18 protein-coding genes, 4 tRNA genes and 2 rRNA genes are annotated in these 24,056 nt (G+C 49.5%); 13 read left to right on the forward strand and 11 right to left on the reverse strand.

Annotation, left to right across the window (positions count from 1 at the left end):
• Nucleotides 1-62: 62 nt before the first annotated feature.
• From JYB87_RS15050 to pssA, 3 genes are all read right to left on the reverse strand, one after another.
• Nucleotides 63-2,952 (reverse strand): 23S ribosomal RNA (locus JYB87_RS15050).
• A gap of 267 nt (nt 2,953-3,219) precedes the next feature.
• Nucleotides 3,220-4,762, reverse strand: a 16S ribosomal RNA gene (locus JYB87_RS15055).
• The 16S and 23S rRNA genes sit together here, the layout of an rRNA operon.
• Nucleotides 4,763-5,192: 430 nt before the next feature.
• Nucleotides 5,193-6,017: a CDP-diacylglycerol--serine O-phosphatidyltransferase gene (gene pssA, locus JYB87_RS15060; RefSeq protein WP_207354275.1), complete on the reverse strand. Its 825-nt coding sequence runs from the start codon at nt 6,015-6,017 to the stop codon at nt 5,193-5,195.
• Between the two features lie 95 nt (nt 6,018-6,112).
• On the opposite strand from pssA, the gene JYB87_RS15065 reads away from it, so the two are divergent.
• The gene (locus JYB87_RS15065; RefSeq protein WP_207354276.1) at nt 6,113-6,547 is read left to right on the forward strand and encodes a DUF4124 domain-containing protein; all 435 of its coding nucleotides are present in this window, start codon (nt 6,113-6,115) and stop codon (nt 6,545-6,547) included.
• A gap of 76 nt (nt 6,548-6,623) precedes the next feature.
• Here JYB87_RS15065 and clpB read toward each other — a convergent pair whose 3' ends face one another.
• The 3 genes from clpB to rluD all read right to left on the reverse strand — a co-directional run bounded on the left by clpB (nt 6,624) and on the right by rluD (nt 11,042).
• Complete coding sequence (clpB, locus tag JYB87_RS15070) at nt 6,624-9,197, reverse strand: ATP-dependent chaperone ClpB (protein WP_207354277.1); 2,574 nt, start codon at nt 9,195-9,197, stop codon at nt 6,624-6,626.
• A gap of 142 nt (nt 9,198-9,339) precedes the next feature.
• Nucleotides 9,340-10,068, reverse strand: a complete 729-nt coding sequence (gene pgeF / locus JYB87_RS15075) for a peptidoglycan editing factor PgeF (protein WP_207354278.1) — start codon at nt 10,066-10,068, stop codon at nt 9,340-9,342.
• Nucleotides 10,065-11,042, reverse strand: a complete 978-nt coding sequence (rluD, locus tag JYB87_RS15080; protein WP_207354279.1) for a 23S rRNA pseudouridine(1911/1915/1917) synthase RluD — start codon at nt 11,040-11,042, stop codon at nt 10,065-10,067. Before rluD ends, pgeF begins: the two co-directional genes overlap by 4 nt.
• Nucleotides 11,043-11,168: 126 nt before the next feature.
• On the opposite strand from rluD, the gene JYB87_RS15085 reads away from it, so the two are divergent.
• The 5 genes from JYB87_RS15085 to JYB87_RS15105 all read left to right on the forward strand — a co-directional run bounded on the left by JYB87_RS15085 (nt 11,169) and on the right by JYB87_RS15105 (nt 12,629).
• A complete protein-coding gene (locus JYB87_RS15085) occupies nt 11,169-11,936 on the forward strand; it encodes an outer membrane protein assembly factor BamD (RefSeq protein WP_207354280.1) in 768 nt (255 codons plus the stop codon).
• A 250-nt stretch (nt 11,937-12,186) separates the two neighbouring features.
• Nucleotides 12,187-12,262, forward strand: a tRNA-Phe gene (locus JYB87_RS15090).
• A 47-nt stretch (nt 12,263-12,309) separates the two neighbouring features.
• Nucleotides 12,310-12,396 (forward strand) — tRNA-Leu (locus tag JYB87_RS15095).
• 30 nt (nt 12,397-12,426) lie between these two features.
• Nucleotides 12,427-12,513, forward strand: a tRNA-Leu gene (locus JYB87_RS15100).
• A 29-nt stretch (nt 12,514-12,542) separates the two neighbouring features.
• Nucleotides 12,543-12,629: transfer RNA gene (locus tag JYB87_RS15105), tRNA-Leu, on the forward strand.
• A gap of 209 nt (nt 12,630-12,838) precedes the next feature.
• Here the strand turns inward: JYB87_RS15105 and rsuA are convergent.
• On the reverse strand, nt 12,839-13,531 hold the full coding sequence (gene rsuA / locus JYB87_RS15110) for a 16S rRNA pseudouridine(516) synthase RsuA (protein ID WP_207354281.1): 693 nt from the start codon (nt 13,529-13,531) through the stop codon (nt 12,839-12,841).
• 230 nt (nt 13,532-13,761) lie between these two features.
• On the opposite strand from rsuA, the gene JYB87_RS15115 reads away from it, so the two are divergent.
• From JYB87_RS15115 to JYB87_RS15135, 5 genes are all read left to right on the forward strand, one after another.
• Complete coding sequence (locus tag JYB87_RS15115) at nt 13,762-15,855, forward strand: M13 family metallopeptidase (RefSeq protein WP_207354282.1); 2,094 nt, start codon at nt 13,762-13,764, stop codon at nt 15,853-15,855.
• 133 nt (nt 15,856-15,988) lie between these two features.
• Entirely contained in the window at nt 15,989-16,393 is a 405-nt protein-coding gene (locus tag JYB87_RS15120) for an SMI1/KNR4 family protein (protein ID WP_207354283.1), read from the forward strand.
• Between the two features lie 23 nt (nt 16,394-16,416).
• A complete protein-coding gene (locus JYB87_RS15125; RefSeq protein WP_207354284.1) occupies nt 16,417-16,914 on the forward strand; it encodes a DUF4447 family protein in 498 nt (165 codons plus the stop codon).
• 51 nt (nt 16,915-16,965) lie between these two features.
• Nucleotides 16,966-17,430: a YehS family protein gene (locus JYB87_RS15130; RefSeq protein ID WP_207354285.1), complete on the forward strand. Its 465-nt coding sequence runs from the start codon at nt 16,966-16,968 to the stop codon at nt 17,428-17,430.
• Between the two features lie 257 nt (nt 17,431-17,687).
• Nucleotides 17,688-19,376: an NAD-dependent malic enzyme gene (locus JYB87_RS15135; protein WP_207354286.1), complete on the forward strand. Its 1,689-nt coding sequence runs from the start codon at nt 17,688-17,690 to the stop codon at nt 19,374-19,376.
• Nucleotides 19,377-19,450: 74 nt separating this feature from the next.
• Here JYB87_RS15135 and JYB87_RS15140 read toward each other — a convergent pair whose 3' ends face one another.
• Nucleotides 19,451-19,894: a DUF3069 domain-containing protein gene (locus tag JYB87_RS15140; protein ID WP_207354287.1), complete on the reverse strand. Its 444-nt coding sequence runs from the start codon at nt 19,892-19,894 to the stop codon at nt 19,451-19,453.
• Between the two features lie 131 nt (nt 19,895-20,025).
• Here JYB87_RS15140 and queG point away from each other — a divergent pair, with 131 nt between their 5' ends.
• On the forward strand, nt 20,026-21,204 hold the full coding sequence (queG, locus tag JYB87_RS15145) for a tRNA epoxyqueuosine(34) reductase QueG (RefSeq protein WP_207354288.1): 1,179 nt from the start codon (nt 20,026-20,028) through the stop codon (nt 21,202-21,204).
• Between the two features lie 10 nt (nt 21,205-21,214).
• On the opposite strand, the gene JYB87_RS15150 is transcribed toward queG, so the two are convergent.
• Nucleotides 21,215-21,427, reverse strand: a complete 213-nt coding sequence (locus JYB87_RS15150) for a dodecin (protein ID WP_207354289.1) — start codon at nt 21,425-21,427, stop codon at nt 21,215-21,217.
• 205 nt (nt 21,428-21,632) lie between these two features.
• Between JYB87_RS15150 and JYB87_RS15155 the strand changes: the two genes are divergently transcribed.
• The gene (locus tag JYB87_RS15155; protein WP_207356726.1) at nt 21,633-22,541 is read left to right on the forward strand and encodes a LysR family transcriptional regulator; all 909 of its coding nucleotides are present in this window, start codon (nt 21,633-21,635) and stop codon (nt 22,539-22,541) included.
• Here the strand turns inward: JYB87_RS15155 and JYB87_RS15160 are convergent.
• On the reverse strand, nt 22,528-23,253 hold the full coding sequence (locus JYB87_RS15160) for an HDOD domain-containing protein (RefSeq protein WP_207354290.1): 726 nt from the start codon (nt 23,251-23,253) through the stop codon (nt 22,528-22,530). The two genes, JYB87_RS15155 and JYB87_RS15160, sit on opposite strands and share 14 nt — an antisense overlap.
• 109 nt (nt 23,254-23,362) lie before the next feature.
• Nucleotides 23,363-23,977, reverse strand: a complete 615-nt coding sequence (locus tag JYB87_RS15165) for a GDSL-type esterase/lipase family protein (protein WP_228729885.1) — start codon at nt 23,975-23,977, stop codon at nt 23,363-23,365.
• Nucleotides 23,978-24,056: the final 79 nt, after the last annotated feature.

Raw genomic sequence — 24,056 nt, forward strand, 5'->3', positions numbered from 1 at the left:
TCTCATACTTCAAATCAAGTATTTCTTTATTCATCAAGGTTACCAAAACCCATCGGGGTTGTATGGTTAAGCCGCACGAGTCATTAGTACAGGTTAGCTAAACGCCTCACAACGCTTACACACCCTGCCTATCTACGTCCTGGTCTTGAACGGCTCTTTAGTAGACTTAAAGTCTAAGGGATGACTCATCTTGAGGCTCGCTTCCCGCTTAGATGCTTTCAGCGGTTATCGATTCCGAACGTAGCTACCGGGCAATGCCATTGGCATGACAACCCGAACACCAGCGGTTCGTCCACTCCGGTCCTCTCGTACTAGGAGCAGCCCCTCTCAATCATCCAACGCCCACGGCAGATAGGGACCGAACTGTCTCACGACGTTCTGAACCCAGCTCGCGTACCACTTTAAATGGCGAACAGCCATACCCTTGGGACCGACTTCAGCCCCAGGATGTGATGAGCCGACATCGAGGTGCCAAACACCGCCGTCGATATGAACTCTTGGGCGGTATCAGCCTGTTATCCCCGGAGTACCTTTTATCCGTTGAGCGATGGCCCTTCCATTCAGAACCACCGGATCACTATGACCTACTTTCGTACCTGCTCGACGTGTCTGTCTCGCAGTTAAGCTGGCTTGTGCCATTACACTAACCGTACGATGTCCGACCGTACTTAGCCAACCTTCGTGCTCCTCCGTTACTCTTTAGGAGGAGACCGCCCCAGTCAAACTACCCACCAGGCACTGTCCCTAACCCCGATTAGGGGCCAAGGTTAGAACACCAACACTGCAAGGGTGGTATTTCAAGGTCGACTCCATCAGGACTAGCGTCCTAACTTCATAGTCTCCCACCTATCCTACACATGCAGGGTCAATGTTCAGTGCCAAGCTATAGTAAAGGTTCACGGGGTCTTTCCGTCTAGCCGCGGGTATACGGCATCTTCACCGCAATTTCAACTTCACTGAGTCTCGGCTGGAGACAGCCTGGCCATCATTACGCCATTCGTGCAGGTCGGAACTTACCCGACAAGGAATTTCGCTACCTTAGGACCGTTATAGTTACGGCCGCCGTTTACCGGGGCTTCGATCATGAGCTTCTCCGAAGATAACCCAATCAATTAACCTTCCGGCACCGGGCAGGCGTCACACCGTATACTTCCTCTTGCGAGTTCGCACAGTGCTGTGTTTTTGATAAACAGTTGCAGCCAGCTGGTATCTGCGACTCCCGTCAGCTTAGAGAGCAAGTCTCATCACCAACAGGAGCGTACCTTCTCCCGAAGTTACGGTACCATTTTGCCTAGTTCCTTCAGCCGAGTTCTCTCAAGCGCCTTGGTATTCTCTACCCGACCACCTGTGTCGGTTTGGGGTACGATTCCTACTAACCTGAAGCTTAGAAGATTTTCCTGGAAGCTTGGCATCAACCACTTCATCACCTTAGTGACTCGTCATCAGCTCTCAGTGTAAATGTGCCCGGATTTGCCTAAGCACAACACCTACTACCTTAAACGCGGACTACCAACGCCGCGCTGGCCTAGCCTTCTCCGTCTCTCCATCGCAGTTAGCAGAAGTACGGGAATATTAACCCGTTTCCCATCGACTACGCCTTTCAGCCTCGCCTTAGGGGTCGACTCACCCTGCCCCGATTAACGTTGGACAGGAACCCTTGGTCTTTCGGCGTGGAGGTTTTTCACCCCCATTATCGTTACTCATGTCAACATTCGCACTTCTGATACCTCCAGTGTGGGTTACCCCTTCACCTTCAACGGCTTACAGAACGCTCCTCTACCGCACATACAAAGTATGTACCCGTAGCTTCGGTGTATTGCTTAGCCCCGTTACATCTTCCGCGCAGGCCGACTCGACTAGTGAGCTATTACGCTTTCTTTAAATGATGGCTGCTTCTAAGCCAACATCCTAGCTGTCTAAGCCTTCCCACATCGTTTCCCACTTAGCAATAACTTTGGGACCTTAGCTGACGGTCTGGGTTGTTTCCCTTTTGACGACGGACGTTAGCACCCGCCGTCTGTCTCCCGAGTAGTACTCATTGGTATTCGGAGTTTGCAAAGGGTTGGTAAGTCGGGATGACCCCCTAGCCTTAACAGTGCTCTACCCCCAATGGTATTCGCTCGAGGCGCTACCTAAATAGCTTTCGAGGAGAACCAGATATCTCCCGGTTTGATTGGCCTTTCACCCCCAGCCACAGGTCATCACCGTCTTTTTCAACAGACGTGTGTTCGGTCCTCCAGTTGATGTTACTCAACCTTCAACCTGCCCATGGCTAGATCACCGGGTTTCGGGTCTACACCTAGCAACTAAACGCGCAGTTAACACTCGGTTTCCCTACGGCTCCGCTATTCGCTTAACCTTGCTACTAAATGTAAGTCGTTGACCCATTATACAAAAGGTACGCAGTCACGGTCTCAAGAACCGCTTCCACTGCTTGTACGTATACGGTTTCAGGTTCTATTTCACTCCCCTCACAGGGGTTCTTTTCGCCTTTCCCTCACGGTACTGGTTCGCTATCGGTCAGTCAGGAGTATTTAGCCTTGGAGGATGGTCCCCCCATCTTCAGACAACATGTCACGTGTGCCGCCTTACTCGTTTTCACTTAAGGTTAGTTTTCGTGTACGGGACTGTCACCCTGTACCGTTGCGCTTTCCAACGCATTCCACTAACACCCCAAAAGCTTAAGGGCTGGTCCCCGTTCGCTCGCCGCTACTAGGGGAATCTCGGTTGATTTCTTTTCCTCGGGGTACTTAGATGTTTCAGTTCTCCCGGTTTGCCTCATTAAGCTATGTATTCACTTAATGATACTTACTTATGTAAGTGGGTTGCCCCATTCGGAAATCTCAGACTCAAGCGGCTTTTACTGCCTCATCTGAGCTTATCGCAAGTTAATACGTCCTTCATCGCCTCTGACTGCCAAGGCATCCACCGTATACGCTTAGTCGCTTAACCATACAACCCGGATGAGTTTCCTCGACCGAATCGCATGCACGACCCATATGGTTTGTTTTCGCCTTGATTGTGTCCTTTCGAACACATGAATATCCAAAACACTTGATTGAAGTATTTTGAGAACTCAATTTCGATTAAATATCGCTATTTAATCTCTACTATCAGCTTTCCAAATTGTTAAAGAGCACATTAGTTAACAAGAACTAATGACTTGCTTCATCAGCAAGCAATCTGTGTGAACACTCATCAAATCATATATCGCTTAGGTAAGGAGGTGATCCAGCCCCAGGTTCCCCTAGGGCTACCTTGTTACGACTTCACCCCAGTCATGAATCACACCGTGGTAAACGCCCCCCCGAAGGTTAAGCTATCTACTTCTGGTGCAACCCACTCCCATGGTGTGACGGGCGGTGTGTACAAGGCCCGGGAACGTATTCACCGCAACATTCTGATTTGCGATTACTAGCGATTCCGACTTCACGGAGTCGAGTTGCAGACTCCGATCCGGACTACGACCAGCTTTAAGAGATTGGCTCCACCTCGCGGCTTCGCATCCCTCTGTACTGACCATTGTAGCACGTGTGTAGCCCTACTCGTAAGGGCCATGATGACTTGACGTCGTCCCCACCTTCCTCCGGTTTATCACCGGCAGTCTCCCTAAAGTTCCCGGCATTACCCGCTGGCAAGTAAGGATAAGGGTTGCGCTCGTTGCGGGACTTAACCCAACATTTCACAACACGAGCTGACGACAGCCATGCAGCACCTGTCTCACAGTTCCCGAAGGCACTGAGGTATCTCTACCAGATTCTGTGGATGTCAAGAGTAGGTAAGGTTCTTCGCGTTGCATCGAATTAAACCACATGCTCCACCGCTTGTGCGGGCCCCCGTCAATTCATTTGAGTTTTAACCTTGCGGCCGTACTCCCCAGGCGGTCTACTTAATGCGTTAGCTTGAGAGCCCAGTGTTCAAGACACCAAACTCCGAGTAGACATCGTTTACAGCGTGGACTACCAGGGTATCTAATCCTGTTTGCTCCCCACGCTTTCGTGCATGAGCGTCAGTCTTTGTCCAGGGGGCCGCCTTCGCCACCGGTATTCCTCCAGATCTCTACGCATTTCACCGCTACACCTGGAATTCTACCCCCCTCTACAAGACTCTAGCTTGCCAGTTCGAAATGCAATTCCCAGGTTGAGCCCGGGGCTTTCACATCTCGCTTAACAAACCGCCTGCGCACGCTTTACGCCCAGTAATTCCGATTAACGCTCGCACCCTCCGTATTACCGCGGCTGCTGGCACGGAGTTAGCCGGTGCTTCTTCTGCGAGTAACGTCACAGCTAGCAGGTATTAACTACTAACCTTTCCTCCTCGCTGAAAGTGCTTTACAACCCGAAGGCCTTCTTCACACACGCGGCATGGCTGCATCAGGGTTTCCCCCATTGTGCAATATTCCCCACTGCTGCCTCCCGTAGGAGTCTGGACCGTGTCTCAGTTCCAGTGTGGCTGATCATCCTCTCAAACCAGCTAGAGATCGTCGCCTTGGTGAGCCTTTACCTCACCAACTAGCTAATCCCATCTGGGCCTATCCATTCGCGGAAGGTCCGAAGAGCCCCTCCTTTCCCCCGTAGGGCGTATGCGGTATTAGCAGTCGTTTCCAACTGTTATCCCCCTCGAATGGGCAAGTTCCCAGACATTACTCACCCGTCCGCCGCTCGCCGGCAGAGTAGCAAGCTACTCCCCGCTGCCGCTCGACTTGCATGTGTTAGGCCTGCCGCCAGCGTTCAATCTGAGCCATGATCAAACTCTTCAATTGAAAGTTTTGACTCTAATGAATTCTGTTCGTATGAACACTCTTCATAAAGTCGATAAATCGTTGTCGATATATCAACCTGAGAGTGCCCACACAGATTGCTTGATAACTTGTTAAAGAGCAGCCTGAAGAACTCGCTTCAGGTCAGGGCTGCGTATTCTACACTTCCCCGTTCAGGCGTCAAGCTTGATTTCAAACTTATTTTCGCCTTGTGATGAGTCATCCTCATCACCACCTCAACCGCCTTTGCTTTCGCGCTGTGCCGTCTCAGTGGGTGCGCATTATAGGGACATCAGAAATTCGTGCAAGTGGGAATTTGCAAAAAATATTTCGATAGCGCAACAAATAATCAAATTAACTATTTGATTACGCTATCTACACCTGAAAACCCGATAAGTTAACGTATTCGAGACATTCGACCAAAGATAGCAACCTATTCTTTTGAAGCTGTGGTTGTTTTATCGGATGTTTCGCTATTTGTAGAGGTTGGCAAGATAGGTTCAATATCATCATCGCCTATCACGTCGGAGACTTTGAGTTTGTCGACACTTCGGAAGGTCGTAAAAGGCCCTGAGCACGCATAGAGGTAAAACAAACAACAGAGGATCAATGCCGGGTCAACAGATACCACCACAAACACTGCCACGACTAATAGCATGACGACGAAGTTTACTTTGCCGCGCCAGTCGATCTCTTTAAAGGATGCATAACGGAAGTTACTGACCATGAGTAAACCTGTGGCGGCGGTAATCAGGCCAAACAACCAAGAGACCGAACTGCTGTCGATGCCGTAATCCTGCCCCAGCCAAACAGTCCCTGCGATGATTGCCGCTGCTGCCGGACTGGCTAAGCCTTGAAAATAGCGTTTATCGGCAATTCCGACTTGGGTATTAAAGCGTGCTAAGCGCAATGCTGCGCCAGCGCAATAGATGAAGCAGGCTAACCAACCTATCTTACCCAGTTCTGATAAGCCCCAATTGTAGGCAATGAGCGCGGGTGCCATTCCAAAAGACACCATATCCGCCATAGAATCGTATTCGGCACCAAACGCACTTTGGGTATTGGTGAGCCTTGCCATACGACCATCTAAGCCATCAAAAATCATCGCCACAAAAATAGCGATGGCGGATGCTTCAAAGCGCTCATTCATCGAGGCGATGACGGCATAAAAGCCTGAGAATAACCCTGCGGTAGTCAGCAGGTTAGGTAACAGGTAAATCCCTTTGTTTTTTACTGTTGGCATAGAAGAATTTTGCATACACTTATCCAATACATGTTATAACGATGCACAGTGGCCAAAAAGATAGCACAGTATTTATGCCATCGTGCATAACCTAAGGACGGATTTGAACAATGTTACGGAACAGTTTGTTAATCGTCATATTGGCAGCACTCTCGCTACCAGTCGCCCAAGCCACCACTATCTATAAGTGGGTTGATAAAAATGGGGTGACCCATTTCAGTCAAGATCCACCTCCCGCTGATCAAACTGTGCAGCAGCTAGATGCCAACAGCATGGAACCACAGAAGATCGGCACTGTTGCGCCCGAACGCACTAACGATACCCCAGCCACGGATCCAGCTGCTGAGAAGCTGCGCGCACAAAATGCCGAGCAAGCCAAATCGATTTGCGAACAAGCGACCTTTAAACTTAATGTGCTAAAAACCCATACTCGCTTACAGACATCGGATCCAAAATCCGGTGATACGGTGCAGATGACGGAAGAGCAGCGCCAACAAGAAATCAAAGCTCAGGAAGAACGGATAAAGCTGTTCTGTAGTAAATAGCCGTTACCGCTGCACGGGTGTGATTACCGCCGAATAAAGAAAAGGAGCGCATTGCGCTCCTTTTTAACATCTAATGTTATTGATGGAAGTTCAAACCATCACTATCAGCATCAACATAGATGGTTTGCCCCGGCAACAACTTACCTTGCAGTAAACTTTGCGCCAATGGGTTTTCAACCTCTTGCTGCAATGCGCGTTTTAGCGGACGTGCACCGTAAACTGGGTCGAAGCCCGCTTGAGCAATATAAGCCAAGGCTGCATCGCTGATGTGCAGATCGTATTCTTTTTCCAACAGACGCTGACGCAGAATTTCAATCTGAATCGCCGCAATATTTTTAATGTGTTCCGCTTCCAACGGATGGAACACAACGGTTTCATCAATACGGTTCAGAAATTCTGGACGGAAGTGCATCTGCACCACATTCAATACTTGCTGCTTCATCTCATCGTAAGTGGCAGTAGCGAAGTGTTCTTGAATAACATCGGAACCTAAGTTCGACGTCATAATCACCACTGCATTACGAAAGTCCACTGTACGACCTTGGCCATCGGTCAAACGCCCATCATCCAGCACCTGCAATAGAATGTTGAATACATCAGGGTGCGCCTTCTCCACCTCATCCAACAAAATCACGGAATATGGACGGCGACGCACCGCTTCGGTCAAATAACCGCCCTCTTCATAACCGACATATCCAGGAGGCGCGCCGACCAAACGAGATACTGAGTGTTTCTCCATAAATTCCGACATATCGATACGCACCATGGCGCTCTCGGTATCGAACAAGAATTTTGCCAGCGATTTACACAGCTCGGTTTTACCTACCCCGGTTGGGCCAAGGAACAGGAACGAACCAATTGGCCGGTTTGGATCGGCTAAGCCGGCGCGACTACGACGAATCGCATTTGCTACTGCATCCACCGCTTCACTTTGACCGATCACTCGTTCATGCAGGGCATCTTCCATGTTCAGCAGCTTTTCACGCTCGCCTTCGAGCATTTTCGATACTGGGATACCAGTCGCTTTTGACAAGACTTCAGCGATTTCGACATCGGTCACCTTGTTTCGCAGCAGCTGCATATCTTGCATCTCAGCTTGTGCGGCTAAATCCAGTTGTTTTTCCAACTCAGGAATACGGCCATATTGCAGCTCAGACATGCGAGTTAGGTCACTTGCACGACGCGCCACTTCCAAGTCCATCCGCGCTTGTTCAAGATCCGCTTTAATATGTTGCGTTCCCGCCAGCGCCGCTTTTTCAGTAAACCAAATTTCGTTCAACTCAGCGGCTTTGCGTTCAACGTCATCAAGTTCGGTACGCAGATGATCCAAACGCTTACGGCTCGCCTCGTCGCTTTCTTTCGCCAGCGCTTGCTCTTCCAGCTTCAACTGAATAGCACGACGCTCCAATTTATCCAGCGGCTCAGGTTTGGAGTCGATTTGCAGACGAATTGAAGACGCCGCTTCGTCAATCAAGTCGATGGCTTTATCAGGCAACTTACGATCGGACACGTAACGGTGCGACATCGTTGCCGCAGCCACAATTGCCGGATCGGTAATTTCTACATGATGGTGCAGCTCATAGCGCTCTTTCAGACCACGCAAAATCGCGATGGTGTCTTCCACTGTGGGTTCATCCACCAGCACTTTTTGGAAACGACGCTCCAATGCCGCATCTTTTTCCACATACTGCCGGTATTCATCCAACGTGGTGGCTCCGACGCAGTGCAGCTCACCGCGCGCCAACGCAGGTTTGAGCATGTTGCCCGCATCCATCGAGCCTTCGGATTTCCCCGCGCCGACCATGGTGTGTAACTCATCAATAAACAGAATGACTTGGCCTTCTTCCTGCGCCAGCTCATTCAGCACGGCTTTTAAACGCTCTTCAAATTCACCACGATATTTTGCCCCAGCAACCAAGGCGCCCATGTCCAATGACAATACGCGTTTGTTCTTAATCCCTTCAGGCACTTCACCATTGATAATACGCTGCGCCAACCCTTCGACAATAGCAGTTTTACCTACACCAGGCTCACCAATTAATACGGGGTTGTTTTTGCTACGGCGTTGCAACACTTGAATGGTACGGCGAATTTCATCGTCGCGGCCAATAACCGGATCGAGCTTGCCTTGTTCTGCGCGCTCGGTCAGATCGATGGTGTACTTTTTCAATGCTTGGCGTTGATCTTCGGCGTTCGGGTCATCGACCTTTTGTCCGCCACGGATCTGCTCGATGGTTTTCTCCATCAGCTCTTTGGTCGCACCCGCTTGCTTCAAGCATTTGGCGAGAGTGTCACTACCTTCTAACGCCGCTAACACAAAAAGCTCACTAGAGATAAATTTATCACTGCGCTTTTGCGCTAATTTGTCGCACAGGTTGAGCAAACGGATCAGCGCTTGGGACAACTGTACATCACCGCCCGAACCATCCACCTGCGGCAAACGTTCTAACTCTTTGGTTAACAGTGAACGCAGCGTGCTAACTTGAATGCCCGCTTGGGTTAACAATGGATGAATAGATCCAGAATCTTGGTTTAACAAAGCCATCATCAGATGGACAGGTTCTATAAACTGATGATCGCGTCCTAGCGCCAGTGACTGTGCATCTGAGATAGCGATTTGGAATTTGTTGGTCATACGATCGAGTCGCATATCCCCTCCTAACAATCTCAAAATAGAGGAATAACTTCGTTGATTTAAATGTGGGGCTATTCGCGACTAATTCAAGCCTGAGAGGCAACTATTTTGCTGAGAGATTGCGCAATTTTAGCCGCTAGGCTGCAATGCGTTGACGTTAATCACGCCAAATAAGTGAGGCCATCCGTCCGGTGATCGGCGAGCGGCGGTAGGAAAAATAACGATCGGCAAGTGTGTAGGTGCAATCCCCTAAAGCATAAATATGGGCGACACCGGCGGCTTGCAATCGTAACTGGGCAAGTTTGACCAAATCAGCCAGATACTTGTCTGGTACGGCTGCATTTGTAGACGGGATAAAACAAGTTTCGGCTTGAGGCGTATTCGCCATAAAAGCAGCCCGCACCTCAGCCCCCACTTCAAAGGCCGATGGACCAATGGCGGGGCCAAGATAGGCGTACAGTTCACTGCCCTTAGCAAACTTAGCAATACCTGCTTCTAAAATGCCATGGCATAAGCCGCGCCAGCCCGCATGTAATGCAGCAATTTGCCCGCCTGCAGCATCACACACTAAAACGGGCAAGCAATCAGCGGTCATAACCGCTAACACTTGCTCTGCTTGACAGCTAAATGCGCCATCGGCACGGCGGTTTGCATCGATATCAACCTCGACCACATCAACACCGTGCACTTGGGTTAACCACTGCGGCGCCGCGGGTAGGCTAAGCTGCTCGATTAACAGAGCACGGTTATGCGTTACCGCGACTGGATCATCATCTACGTGATCGCCTAAATTTAGGCTGGCATAAGGCGCTTTACTGACGCCGCCAGTGCGATCAGTAAAGGCAATATGAACCCCCGCAGGGATAAACCAGTCAGCTGGGATCAATAGAGCATATCCTCAGGATGTTCTTCGGTATCCTTGCGCAGCGCTTTGGTCAGATTCTGCATATCTTCTGGGATTGGCGCTTGCCAACTCATCACTTCACAGGTGATAGGATGTGCTAACTCTAACCGAATCGCATGCAGCGCTTGGCGTTTAAATTCTTTCAAGATTTCGATGAATTCAGGGCTCGCCGCTTTGGGTGGTCGCGGACGACCGCCATAAACCGGATCACCGACCAATACATGACCGATGTGAGCCATGTGCACACGAATTTGGTGAGTACGGCCAGTTTCCAAGCGTAAACGCAAACGGGTGTGAGCACGGAATTTTTCCGCCACACGATAATGCGTTACTGATGGACGACCAGCATGATGCACCGCCATATGAGTCCGTTTGGTCGGGTGACGGCCAATAGGCTCATCCACGGTGCCACCCGCGGTCATGGTTCCCAACACAATCGCTTCATACTCACGGGTGATCTCACGCGCTTGCAGCGCTGCGACCAGATGCGTTTGCGCTTCGACCGTCTTGGCCACCACCATCAAACCTGTGGTGTCCTTATCGAGACGATGCACAATCCCAGCCCGGGGTACATGCTCAATGTTGGGGCAATGATGCAGTAATGCGTTCATCAAGGTGCCGTCACTATTGCCAGCACCCGGATGCACCACCAAGCCCGCTTGCTTGTTGATCACCAGAATGTGCTCGTCTTCATAGACGATGTCCAAATCTATTTGTTGCGCCACAGCGACCGTTTCTTCTTCGATCTGTGCGTCAATCTCAATAATTTGCCCTTCCAGCACTTTTTCGCGAGGTCGACTCACAACCTCACCATCAATGCTGACATTACCTGCCAGAATCCACTCTTTTAGGCGGGTTCTGGAATAATCAGCAAACAATTCGGCCACAGCCTGATCTAATCTCTGGCCTGTTTGGGTTGCTGATATCTCGCTTTTTAGATTAATCTCTTGCGTCATAGGAACCGTCCCCAATTATTGGGGTCATAGAACTGTGTTAAATTCAGTTAAACACGGAAATGATCCATTTTATCTTGAAATGGCAAATTTCTTAACTATAACTTTCAAAAAGACACTCATAGAAGTATGCATATATTTGTCAAAGGCGCTGCCATCGCCTTTTTTTCATTGGCCTTAGCAGCTTGTAGTAGCTCTCCAGACGAAGACGGTTTTACAGGAAAAGAGACTGTTGACGTGCTTTATAGCCAAGCACAAACCGCTATGGAGACCGGAAATTTCGCCAAAGCAGCCAAAACGTTGGAACAGATTGATTCTCGCTTCCCGTTTGGCGCCTACAAAGATCAGGTACAGTTGGATCTGATTTATGCGTACTACAAACAAGACAGCACTGCCGACGCGTTAGCGAATATCGACAAATTTTTAAAGCTGAACCCAACTCACCCAGACAGCGACTATGTCATTTACATGCGCGGTTTAGTGAACATGCAAGCAGATAACTACTTCCTGCACAATATGCTCAATATCGATCGTACAGACCGCGATCCACAGTACGCGCAAGATGCGTTCAAAGATTTCGGCCGTCTCATTCGTAGCTACCCAAACAGTAAATACGCTGTGGATGCACAGCAACGGATGCAGTTTTTGAAAGACCGCCTTGCCAGCTATGCGATTCGCGTGGCCGAATACTACGTCAAGATCGACGCTTGGAGCGCTGCAGCAGTTCGCGCACAAACTGTGCTGGAAATGTATAACGACACTCCGTATGTGGAACGCAGCCTCGAAATTATGGCGCAAGCCTATCAGGCACTTGGCCAAACTCAAATGCGTCAACACGTATTAGAGGTGATGAAAGCCAACTTTCCAAGCAACGAATTAGTGGCAAATAACCGCTAAAAAACAAAGTTGTTATGAAGCCCCAGTTATTGGGGCTTTTTTGTGACTGACGCGTAGGTTTCGCCGCTTAGCGTTCATAAAATCAGCGCCAGCGAATTGGCCGCAAAGGCTTATAAATAGGCGTTTTTGCCCCTGCTAAAAATCTTGTAAACCCTTTTCGAATAAATCTTGCTCAAACACTCGAACTTTTGAAATATTTCTCAGAAAAGAGTTGACTCAAAACCACAAAAGCCTTTTAATGCACGCCGTCGCCCGAATAGCTCAGTCGGTAGAGCAGCGGATTGAAAATCCGCGTGTCCCTGGTTCGATTCCGGGTTCGGGCACCACCTTTAATTTAAAGGTGCGGGAAACCGAAAATATAGTGAAGTACAGGGCAGGTGTGGTGGAATTGGTAGACACGCCAGCTTCAGGTGCTGGTGCCCTTACGGGCGTGGAAGTTCAAGTCTTCTCACCTGTACCAACTATATAATCGTAATCCTGACTCTGTTGTGCAGGTGTGGTGGAATTGGTAGACACGCCAGCTTCAGGTGCTGGTGCCCTTACGGGCGTGGAAGTTCAAGTCTTCTCACCTGTACCAATCTCAACAGAGTGACAATAAGATGCAATGCAGGTGTGGTGGAATTGGTAGACACGCCAGCTTCAGGTGCTGGTGCCCTTACGGGCGTGGAAGTTCAAGTCTTCTCACCTGTACCAACTTAAGACCTCGTCATGACGAGGTTTTTTTGTGCCTGAAATTCGGCATTTGATAGCCCTTTCTATAGCCCTTCACGCCGTTATTGCAGCTGAAACAGACCATCGTTTACTGAGCCCAACGCATACCTCATGCTACCTGCATCGATATAGCTGCTTATAATCCAACACTTGAGGCCACACAGCCAACATGCAGCCTCATCGTCGTTCGGTTAGTCAATGCTGGCGATTTCGGCCTCAGTTAAATAACGCCATTCGCCCGGCGCTAAGCTTTCATCCAACTCAATCGCCCCTATCGCTTCACGATGTAACTCAGTCACCTTGTTGCCTACGGCAGCAAACATACGTTTTACTTGGTGATATTTACCTTCGGTGATGGTCAGCAGCACTTCAGCGTCACTTATCCGTACGAGCGTTGCCGGACGGGTCAGCTCCTTTTCGCCATTCAATGCCACGCCATCAAGAAAACGCTGTTCAGCATCTTCCACTAGCGGTTCGGCGAGCCATGCGCGATAACGCTTGCCGCACTCGCGCTTGGGTGATGTGACCCGATGCGACCATTGCCCATCATCGGTGATCAGCAATAACCCGGTCGTATCCGCGTCTAAGCGTCCAGCAAAATGCAAACGGTCAACCAGCGGTTCATCAATCAGATTGAGCACACTTGGGTAAACTTCATCGACATTTGAGCATAAGGTTTCCAGCGGCTTGTGCATCATGATGTAGCGCATACCAATCAAACTCAGCAGTGCACCTTCAAGAGTTACCATCATATCTGGCTGCAACTTAAAGCTGGCGTCTTTCACCACATGGCCATCCACTTCAACCTCACCCTGCTTTAGCGCTCGCTTTGCCAAATTGCGGGTAAAACCAGTCGCTTCACAAATAAACTTATCCAGTCGCACGTTCACTACTCATCTGAGGCTAATCTCGGTGGCGCATTATCCGTGAAAGCGCATGGCAGCACAAACGCGATAACATTCGATGACAATTTCGTCACACGTAACACTTGAGACAAAATGTGATAACAACTTAACATGAGCCACCTGCAATGCGACAGCCAACGGCTGACGACGAACATCGTGCGAGCTCTTTGCAGACAACTCAATAATCGCAAAGCTATAAAGGACTAATAATGAATAAGTTACTGATTGGCGGCCTGTGCGCCACCATGATTGTGGGTCTGAGCGCCTGTAATGACGACAAAGCGGAAGTGAGCACTTCAGCCGCCCCAGCAACCCAACAAACTGCTGCGGCTACCGCGGTAAAAGCTGCCTTAACCTCCGGTATCGAGCTGGCAAATTTTGATTCTAGCGTCCGTCCACAAGACGACTTCTATGATTATGTTAACGGTAGCTGGATCAAAAACACTGAAATCCCTGCTGACCGCACTTCAGTAGGCGCGTTCTACGATCTGCGTGAAAAATCTAAAGACGACATCAAAGCGATTATCGAAGACGTTGCCGCGAAGACAGATCTGCAAGCGGGTACCGATGAGCAGAAAGTGGCAGATCTGTACCGCTCATTCATGGACACCGAAACGTTAGACAAACTCGGCATCAGCCCACTGAATCCTGAATTGGCTAAAATTGATGCCATCAGCAACACTGATGAACTGATGACCTATTTTGGTGAAAGCCAAATGGTCGGTGGCGGTACACCGATTGGGTTTTATATCGGCATCGATGCCAAAGATTCTAGCCGCTACGCCACCCATTTATGGCAGTACGGCCTGACCTTGCCAGAGCGTGACTATTACTTCAACGATGCAGAACGCTTCGTCAAAATCCGTGAGCAGTTTGTTGACCATATGATCAATATGTTCAAACTGGCAGGTTGGGAAAAGCCTCGCAAGAGCGCCGAAGCGATTTTGAAGCTGGAAACCGCGATAGCAGACGCCCACTGGGATGTTGTTGCCAGCCGCGACAGCACCAAAACCTACAACAAATATCTGTTAGCAGATCTGAAAACCGTTGCGCCAGAAATCAACTGGAATAACTACCTGCATGCCTTAGGTGGTGACAAGCAACCCGACATCATCATTGGTCAGCCTAGTTATGTCACTGCGTTAGGTAAGCTGATTAAAGATACCGATTTAGCGACTTGGAAAACCTACCTACGTTGGCACTTGCTGACCAGCTTTGCCAGTGATTTAGGCAGCAATTTTGATGAAGAAAACTTTGATTTCTTTGCCCGTAAACTGAACGGTCAAGCCGAACCAGAACCACGTTGGAAGCGCGGTGTGAGCAAGGTGAACGGCCTGCTCGGCGAAGTTGTGGGTAAAGTGTATGTGAAACGTCACTTCACTCCAGAAGCCAAAGCTCGTATGGAGCAGTTGGTTGAAAACCTACGCCAAGCCTACGCTGACAGCGTTGATGAACTGGACTGGATGACCCCTGAGACTAAAGCCGCCGCGAAAGCGAAACTGGCCAAGTTCAATCCAAAGATCGGTTATCCAAACAAGTGGGAAGACTACAGCAAGCTGACCATTAAAGCGGATGACTTGGTGGGTAACGAAATGCGTGCTGGCCAGTTGGAACATGAAAAATCACTGGCAAAATTGGGAGGTCCAATCGATCGCGAAGAGTGGCATATGACACCACAAACCGTGAACGCTTATTACAATCCAACCATGAACGAAATCGTGTTCCCAGCAGCCATTTTGCAACCGCCATTCTTTAATATGGAAGCAGACGACGCAGTGAACTACGGTGGTATCGGTGCGGTAATTGGCCACGAAATGGGCCATGGTTTTGACGACCAAGGCGCCAAATTTGATGGCGATGGCAACATGCGTGACTGGTGGACTGAAGCTGACTTGACCGCGTTCCACGAAAAAACCAAAGCCTTAGTTGCCCAATACAACGGCTTCTATGTGTTCCCTGATCTGCACGTTAACGGCGAGCTGACCTTAGGCGAAAACATTGGTGACTTGTCAGGCGTAACCATCGCCTACAAAGCATACAAGAAGTCACTGGAAGGCAAAACAGCGCCTGTACTGGATAACTTGAGCGGCGATCAACGCTTCTTCATGGGCTTTACCCAAATTTGGCGTGGTAAGTTTAAAGAGGAAGCAGTACGTAACCGCGTCGCGACTGATCCACACTCACCGGCTAAATTCCGCGCCTTGGGTGCATTGGAAAACATGCCAGAATTTTACACCACGTTTGATGTTAAACCGGGCGATGGTATGTACATAGAACCCGCGCAACGAGTGAAAATTTGGTAATTGTCATCTATTGATTAAAAGGCGCTGTAAAGCGCCTTTTTCATTTCTAACTCGCGAGGATTCGCACAAAACTTGTGCCTTTTTGCCAAGCCGTTATACTCTCGCACCTTAACTGCCATTTGAGGCCAAAACCATGCATGAAGTCATCGAACAACTGCAACAACAAAGTGAAACTGTGCCAGTGCCACTGGAGCTGCCAAGCTTTGATCAAATTGTTGAAGCAGAAGAACAAATCCTGCTGCCAATCCCGGCAGAAGTGAAAGAGTACTTAATGTATGCCAGTGATGTGATTGTCGGCTCGCTCGAACCTATCACGGTTGCCGATCCCTATTCACACACCTATTTGCCTGAAGTGACCGCATATGCTTGGTCGATTGGATTACCGCGTTATCTGATGCCAATCTGCCAAATTGGCGATGATTTTTACTGTGTGAATGAAGAAGGCATCGTCTACTTTTGGCAAGATGGCTACCTCGATGAAGACAACTGCTATGAATCGTTCTGGCAGTGGGTTGAAGAAGTGTGGCTGCCAAGCTAATCATCCAATAACAAGGAATCATTATGGCGAACAACGCCCTAAATCCGATTGAATTTCAATGCCTACGCCTGTCACTCGGTTTGTCAGTTGCGCAAACGGCTGAGCTACTCAAAGTTGACGTTGCCACCATCGAAGCGTGGGAACAAGGCGCAAGTGAGATTGCCGAAATCGCTGTTAAGAAGCTGCTTGAAATCGACGATATCATTGAGATGCAAGTGCTCAACACCTGCGATTCGATTGAAGCCTTATTTAAGAAAGAGCCGAAGCGTCGTTTGGCGTTTGTCGTCTATCCGACTCAAGCCCTTTATACCCAATACAACCACGAGTTTTTAGCCTCGCTGCCACTGACCGAGTTGTATAACACTGCTGCATGGCGCATCAAAAAAGAGTGCAAACTGGTGCTGGAAGTGGAGATCAGTTTGGTGCCGTTGAATGTGGAAAGCTACAAAGCATTCCGCGAGCAAGCCGGACTGGGCGAAAGCCGTGAAAGTCGCGCCAAGTGGGCAGCGAGCCAACTGTAAATGTACTGCGGTAGCGTTTAGCCAATACCGCCAAATAGATAAGATAACAGCATGACCAATAACGATATTCTGCGCCGATTGCGCTACGCTCTTAACCTGCACGATAGCAAAATGATCCGCATGTTTGCCCGCGTGCACCGCGAAATGGAGCAGGAGCAGCTGCTGGCACTGATGATGAAAGAGGACGAGAAAGATTACCGTCCTTGTGATAACCGCACGCTGTGCCAGTTTTTGGATGCACTGATCATTGAAAAACGCGGCCTAAAACCCGGCGCAGGAATTCCACAACCCTCCAATGATTTGAACAATAACATCATCCTCAAGAAGCTTCGGATCGCGCTGCAGTACAAAGAGGAAGATTTTATTGAACTGCTGGCTCTGGCAGATTTCCGCCTGAGTAAATCGGAGCTGTCGGCGTTTTTCCGCAATCCAGATCAGAAAAACTATCGTTATTGTGGCGATCAAGTGATGCGCTATTTCCTTAAAGGTTTGTCGACCAAATTGCGCGGTAAATAAGCTCAAACGTTCACTTCATTTTAGATGCCAGCAGCCGTCAGTTACTTATTGAACCTGCTGGCATAATTTCTCCTATAACTGCCGCAATATCGTTACTCACCACTCGCTCAAGCTGGCAAATCTATCAGCCGCATCTTTTTTAAACGAAATAAAGTCACTAAAGTCTCAAAAACCAAACAAAGGTCACATTTCGTGCTACGCTATGCCCATCAAGATCACGAAAAACCCAACCACTAAAAATCTAAAAAAGGTTCGCTATGGACGACAATAAACGCCCGCTCTATATGCCATTTGCGGGTCCAGCACTTCTAGAAGCACCGTTGATCAACAAAGGCAGCGCCTTTACCGAAGAAGAACGTACTTCGTTCAACCTCGAAGGGTTGCTGCCTTATTACATTGAAACCATTGAAGAGCAGGCATCTCGTGCCTACGACCAATTCCGTAGTTTCAATAATGCGCTCGATAAACACATCTATCTGCGCAACATCCAAGATACCAACGAAACCCTTTTTTACCGTTTGGTACAAAACCATATCACCGAAATGATGCCGATTATTTACACACCCACAGTGGGGTTGGCGTGTGAAAAATTTTCGAAAAACTGGCGTCGTAACCGTGGCTTATTCATCTCTTACCCAGCGAAAGAGCGTATTGACGATATCCTCAATAACTCCACTCGCCACAAGGTAAAAGTGATTGTTATCACCGACGGCGAACGCATTTTGGGCTTAGGTGACCAAGGTATCGGCGGCATGGGGATCCCGATCGGTAAACTCTCTCTGTACACCAGCTGTGGCGGTATTAGCCCAGCGTACACGCTGCCAATTACGCTAGACGTAGGGACCGATAATCCACACCTGCTGGAAGATCCTATGTACATGGGCTGGCGTCATAGCCGTGTCGGTGGCGAAGAATACGCAGAATTTGTGGATTCGGTACTCGAAGCCATTCACCGTCGTTGGCCTGATGCACTGATCCAATTTGAGGATTTCGCTCAGAAAAACGCAATGCCACTGCTGCAACGTTACAAAGATAAATACTGCTGCTTTAACGATGATATTCAAGGCACGGCTGCCGTGACTGTGGGTTCATTGCTGGCTGCATGTAAAGCCGCCAACACCCAATTGAGCGAGCAACGCATCGCCTTCTTGGGTGCCGGTAGCGCCGGTTGCGGTATCGCTGAAGCTATCGTTGCCCAAATGGTGTCTGAAGGTATCAGCGATGAGCAAGCACGCCGCCAAGTGTTTATGGTGGATCGCTGGGGTCTGCTGCAAGACAATATGCCGAACCTGCACAACTTCCAAAGTGTGTTGGCGCAAAAACGCGAGCATATCGAACACTGGACTAACTTCTGTGACAACATCTCGTTGTTGGATGTGGTCAACAACGCCAAGCCAACTATTTTGATTGGGGTTTCTGGCGCGCCGGGATTATTTAGCGAAGAGATCATCAGAGCCATGCACAGCCACTGTGCTCGCCCGATTGTGTTCCCGCTGTCTAACCCAACCAGCCGTGTAGAAGCAACGCCAAAAGATATTCTGTATTGGACTGATGCCCAAGCCTTAGTTGCCACGGGTAGCCCATTTGAGCCAGTGGTCGTTGATGGCAAAACCTATGAAATCGCCCAATGCAACAATAGCTATATCTTCCCAGGTATTGGCTTAGGGGTATTGGCAACGGGTGCCAGCCGCGTCTCAAACGAGATGTTGATGGCGTCGAGCCGCGCATTGGCTGAATGTTCGCCATTGGCGCTAAATGGTGAAGGTTCATTGTTGCCATGCTTGGAAGAGATCCACACGGTCAGTAAACACATCGCCTTTGCTGTAGGTAAAGTGGCCATTGAACAGGGTTACGCCCTGCCAAAAACCGACGAGCTGTTACAACAAGCGATTGAAGATAACTTCTGGAAACCAGAATACCGTCGCTACCGTCGTACCTCGTTCTAATCAGCGCTTTTGCTGCGAAGCAAACAAAAACGGATGCCTATGGCATCCGTTTTTGTTTTGCATTCAGTGCCAATCTACATCGGCATACCAATCACTTCACGCATGCTGTTCAGCAAGCGGCGATCAGTACGAGCTTTCTTCAACTTACGAATACTTTCACGCAGCGCATATTTAGCAATTTGCGCATAAATACCATCGGTATCTTGCTGAGTGATTTCCTGCTCGCTTTCCGCTTGTTTTTCGGCGAGCTGTTGACCAACCATACTCAGTTGCAACCACGCCGCAGCAATAAAGAAACCATGAAAGTGCGCTTTAGGCATCAGCTTAGTCGCACTCGCGGGCAGGTTCAGCCATGCCTCTTCAAACGTGGCGGTGTTATCTGTCAGCAACTCATCAAACAAGGCATCGTAGGCTTCACGCAGGCCCTCTGGCAGTTTGTCCATCGGCAAAACCGTGGCGCAGATATTTACCGCTGCGGTATAAGCTTGCTCGCGATATTCAGGTGTTTGTTTGCTCATATGCACTCCCAATCAAAATCGGCGGCAAGTATAGCATTGCGCAGATGCCATTAGCAGCGATTCGCTGCCGTCTAGCGCGTGAATTTGCTATCATGGCGCCAATTTCATCTTAGCTAAACACCAACTACTGCATGACGGATACGCCAGCTTCTTTTGATGCCAGCCTTCTCAATCAACTTGCCCGCGACATTAAACTGTGGGGGCGCGAGCTTGGCTTTGCCAAAGTTGGCATCAGCGATATCGATTTAGCCGCAGAGGAGCCGAAATTACAGCAGTGGTTGGCTAACGGATACCATGGTGAAATGAGTTATATGGCGAGCCACGGCATGATGCGTGCCCGCCCAGATGAGTTACATCCCGGCACTGTACGGGTGATTTCAGCGCGGATGGATTACCTGCCACCAGACGCCGGTTTTGCCCAAAATCTCAAAGACCCCACCAAGGCGTATATCTCCCGTTATGCGGGTGGGCGTGACTATCACAAGCTGATGCGCAACCGCTTGAAACAGCTGGGTGAGCGTATCAACCAAGCCTTAGCCGAACTTAATCTGCCCGACAGCGGCTATCGCCCATTTGTGGACTCCGCCCCCATTTTAGAACGGCCATTGGCCGAAAAAGCCGGCTTAGGTTGGACCGGCAAGCATTCGCTAATTCTGGCGCATGACGCTGGCAGTTGGTTTTTTATTGGTGAACTACTGATCAACCTGCCCTTGCCAGTTGATGTGCCCGTCAGCGAAGGATGTGGCAACTGCGTTGCCTGTATCACCTCCTGCCCCACTGGCGCGATTGTCGCGCCCTATGTGGTTGATGGCCGCCGTTGTATTTCCTACCTCACCATCGAGTTGCAAGGCGCGATTCCGTTGGAATTTCGGCCATTACTCGGCAATCGCATTTATGGCTGTGATGATTGCCAGTTGGTGTGTCCGGTCAACCGCGAAGCACCACTGACGGCTGAGCCAGATTTTCATATTCGGGCGCAGCTTAAACAGATGCCGCTGCTCACGCTATTTAGTTGGGATGAAGCCAGCTTTTTGCAACACACCGAGGGAAGCGCGATTCGTCGCATCGGCCATGAGCGTTGGCTACGAAATATTGCCATTGCCCTCGGCAATGCCCCCTACAGCGAACAGATTGTGGCCGCGCTAAAGCAGCGCCAAGCAACTGCGAGCGAGTTAGTTGCCGAACACATTGCTTGGGCACTCACTCAGCAATTACAAAAGCAGCTGATTCATGCGAGCGCAGCAAGCAGTGACCGTAAGCAGCAGCGATTACTGCGGATTATTGAAAAAGGCTTACCGCGCGATGCGTAAGCCCTCTTAGCTACTCACTGCTATCGAGTGTAAAGCCAACCTTTATCGTAACCTGCCAATGGGCAATCACGCCCGCCTCAATATGCCCGCGACTTTCCACCACTTCAAACCAGCGTAGGTGGTGCAATGATTGACTGGCCGCCGCGACCGCAGTTTTTATGGCATCATCTGAGCTGATGGGGGAAGAACCCGTTAACTCAATGATCTTATAGACATGACTCATAACAGACTCCTCAATGATGGGGTTACTCACAGTATAGTCAGAGATGTAACCACTGACATTTGTTGGCTATCTCTGCTTAGGTCTGTCGTTAATCGTGGCGCATCACATTTTACAGATGTCTAGATGGCTAAAACTTTGATATAGTATGCGCCATTGAAGGATGGCGATAGCAATTGTCAATGACAGCAGTAGGATACGAATGGCAATGATTGAACTGCGACACCTAAGAACCGTGCTCGCATTAAAACAAACCGGAAGTTTGGCCGCCGCAGCAGCCAAGTGTTTTGTCACTCAATCGGCGCTGTCACATCAGCTCAAGGAATTAGAAACACGCATCGATGCCAAGGTGTTTGTGCGTAAAAGCAAGCCGCTCAGCTTTACCGCAGAAGGGCTAACGCTGGTGAGCTTGGCTGAGGATATTCTGCCAAAAGTTGCCGCTACTGAGCAATCACTCAAGAGCACGACCAACCAAGCGCATGCACCATTACGCATCGGCATCGATTGTCATAGCTGCTATCGCTGGTTAATGCCGGTGATGGCGCAATTTAAACAGCAATTTCCTGATGAACGCTTAGATCTACTGAGCCGTTATTCATTTGATGCGCTCGATGCCCTTGAACAAGACGAGTTGGATTTGGTGTTAACCTCTGATCCGGTCAACAACCCAGCATTACACTTTGAGCATCTATCTGAATTTGAAGTGAAATTGGTGGTGGGAAAAGACACAGAATTAGCACAACAAGCCTATGTCAGCCCTGAACAACTGGCGGGTGAGACCATTATCAGTTATCCAGTGCCGCTATCTCGGTTAGATCTGGTGCAGTATTTTCTCGCACCTGCTGGCGTCACGCCCGGCCCCCAAAAAACCTGCGATCTCACCAATATGCTACTGCAACGTATCGCCTGTGGCGAAGGGGTGGCAAGCCTGCCAAGTTGGTCGTTGACCGAGGCGCAAGGGCTGAGTTTAACCAGTGTAAGATTGGGCGAAAATGGCTTATATCGCCCCATGTATGCGGCAGTGAGGCGCGATACACAGGCCGAGCAAAATCCATTAATTCAGCGGGTAATGCAGCTGATAGCTAGCGCTACCAGCTCAGCGGTTACAGCGGATTAAGCAATAAGCCGCGCATAGACAGAATACGGCGCAACACCAAGCCGGGTGAGTTGGCATCGCGGGTTTGGCGCAGATTATGGGCAATCATAAACTCGTGCTGCAATTCATCGTCCAAGCCTAACGACTCAAATGCTTCAAGGGTTAACGTTTGCTGCTGAGTATCAATCAAATTTTTGATAATACTCAGTGGAAAACTCTGCTCAGAATCCGCATTGAGATAAGCAAACGCCGTCAGCGCAATAATCTGGCCAAATACGCTAAACAGTGCCAAGGTTTGCACTTCATCTGGGTCGATATTCACGCCTTGCATCTGGTGCAAACTATCCACGGCTTCTACCGCAATACTTTCAGTTAAACGCCAGTAGGCCTGCACCAACTTGCGATACGGCTGCGGCAACTCGTCTAAACGTTCTTTAAGATAGAAGGTAAAGGCGTAGCGATAGATATTCACTTGGCCTAAACGGATCAGCGCATCCTTTAAGGTACGGTTATTGGTATTGATGCTAGGTGACGCGGCGCAATTGCAACGCCATAACAAGTGTGCTGCCAGCGCAGGATCGGTCGACACAATGTCAATCACGTTACGGATGTCACCATCGGCAATGATGGCTTTTTTCAGCGGCACTAGGGTTGCTCGGCGACCAATAACCTGCTCTTCGTTGGAAATAATCGCGCGTACCTGAGTCAACACTTGCTGTTCCAGATCTGTCATAGCAATCTTAACCTGCTGTATTTGTCCGTATAACTGCTTGTTTAGTATGGCAGGAATTTACCCATAAAACGCCCCTAAGGGTCAAGTTGATTCGCCGAATCTGCTCACCTCAGGACGAAAAGGCGCCTTCCTGCTGTAATTTTGAAAAGATTTCAAGTGCCAGTTGTTGGTAACCTGCAGCATTCAAATGTACCGCATCGGACTTCAGCGACGACTTACGCAACAGGCTGGGGAGCGTATCATTCAACAACGGCACATTAAACTCATCGGCTAACGTTTGATAAATAGGCGACGCCGACAGTAACAAACTCTTCTCTGGTACTGATAATAGCACCACACTGATGCCACGGCTTTGTGCTGCGACGATCATCGAAGCTAAATTTTGTTGAGTGTTGACCATTGGCTGGTTGCGCAAAATATCGTTCCCCCCCTCAAGCAAAATCAGCAGGTCGGGTTGGGTTTCATCTAACACTTCTGGCAAACGTGCGACACCTTCGGCGGTGGTCTCACCTGAAATTCCCGCATTAATCACTTGGCAGCCACAAAGGTGAGCTAATTGCGCCGGATAATCCTCGCCCTCCGCCGCGCCAACACCCGCAGTGAGACTATCGCCAAACGCCAGCACTGTGGCTTGACTATCAAAAGGTGGCAAGCTTGGCCCAGAACAGGCGGTGATCGCTAACAGCAGCAAACAGACAAGGCTACGCACGATATTTTGCTCCAATTTACCAGTGCTTAGCGTTTCATAATGCCGTAAAAAAAGCCGCGCTTACAAGCACGGCTTCAACAGATTTTGCTTCAAT

This window comes from Shewanella avicenniae, from assembly GCF_017354945.1.
GTDB lineage: Bacteria > Pseudomonadota > Gammaproteobacteria > Enterobacterales > Shewanellaceae > Shewanella > Shewanella avicenniae.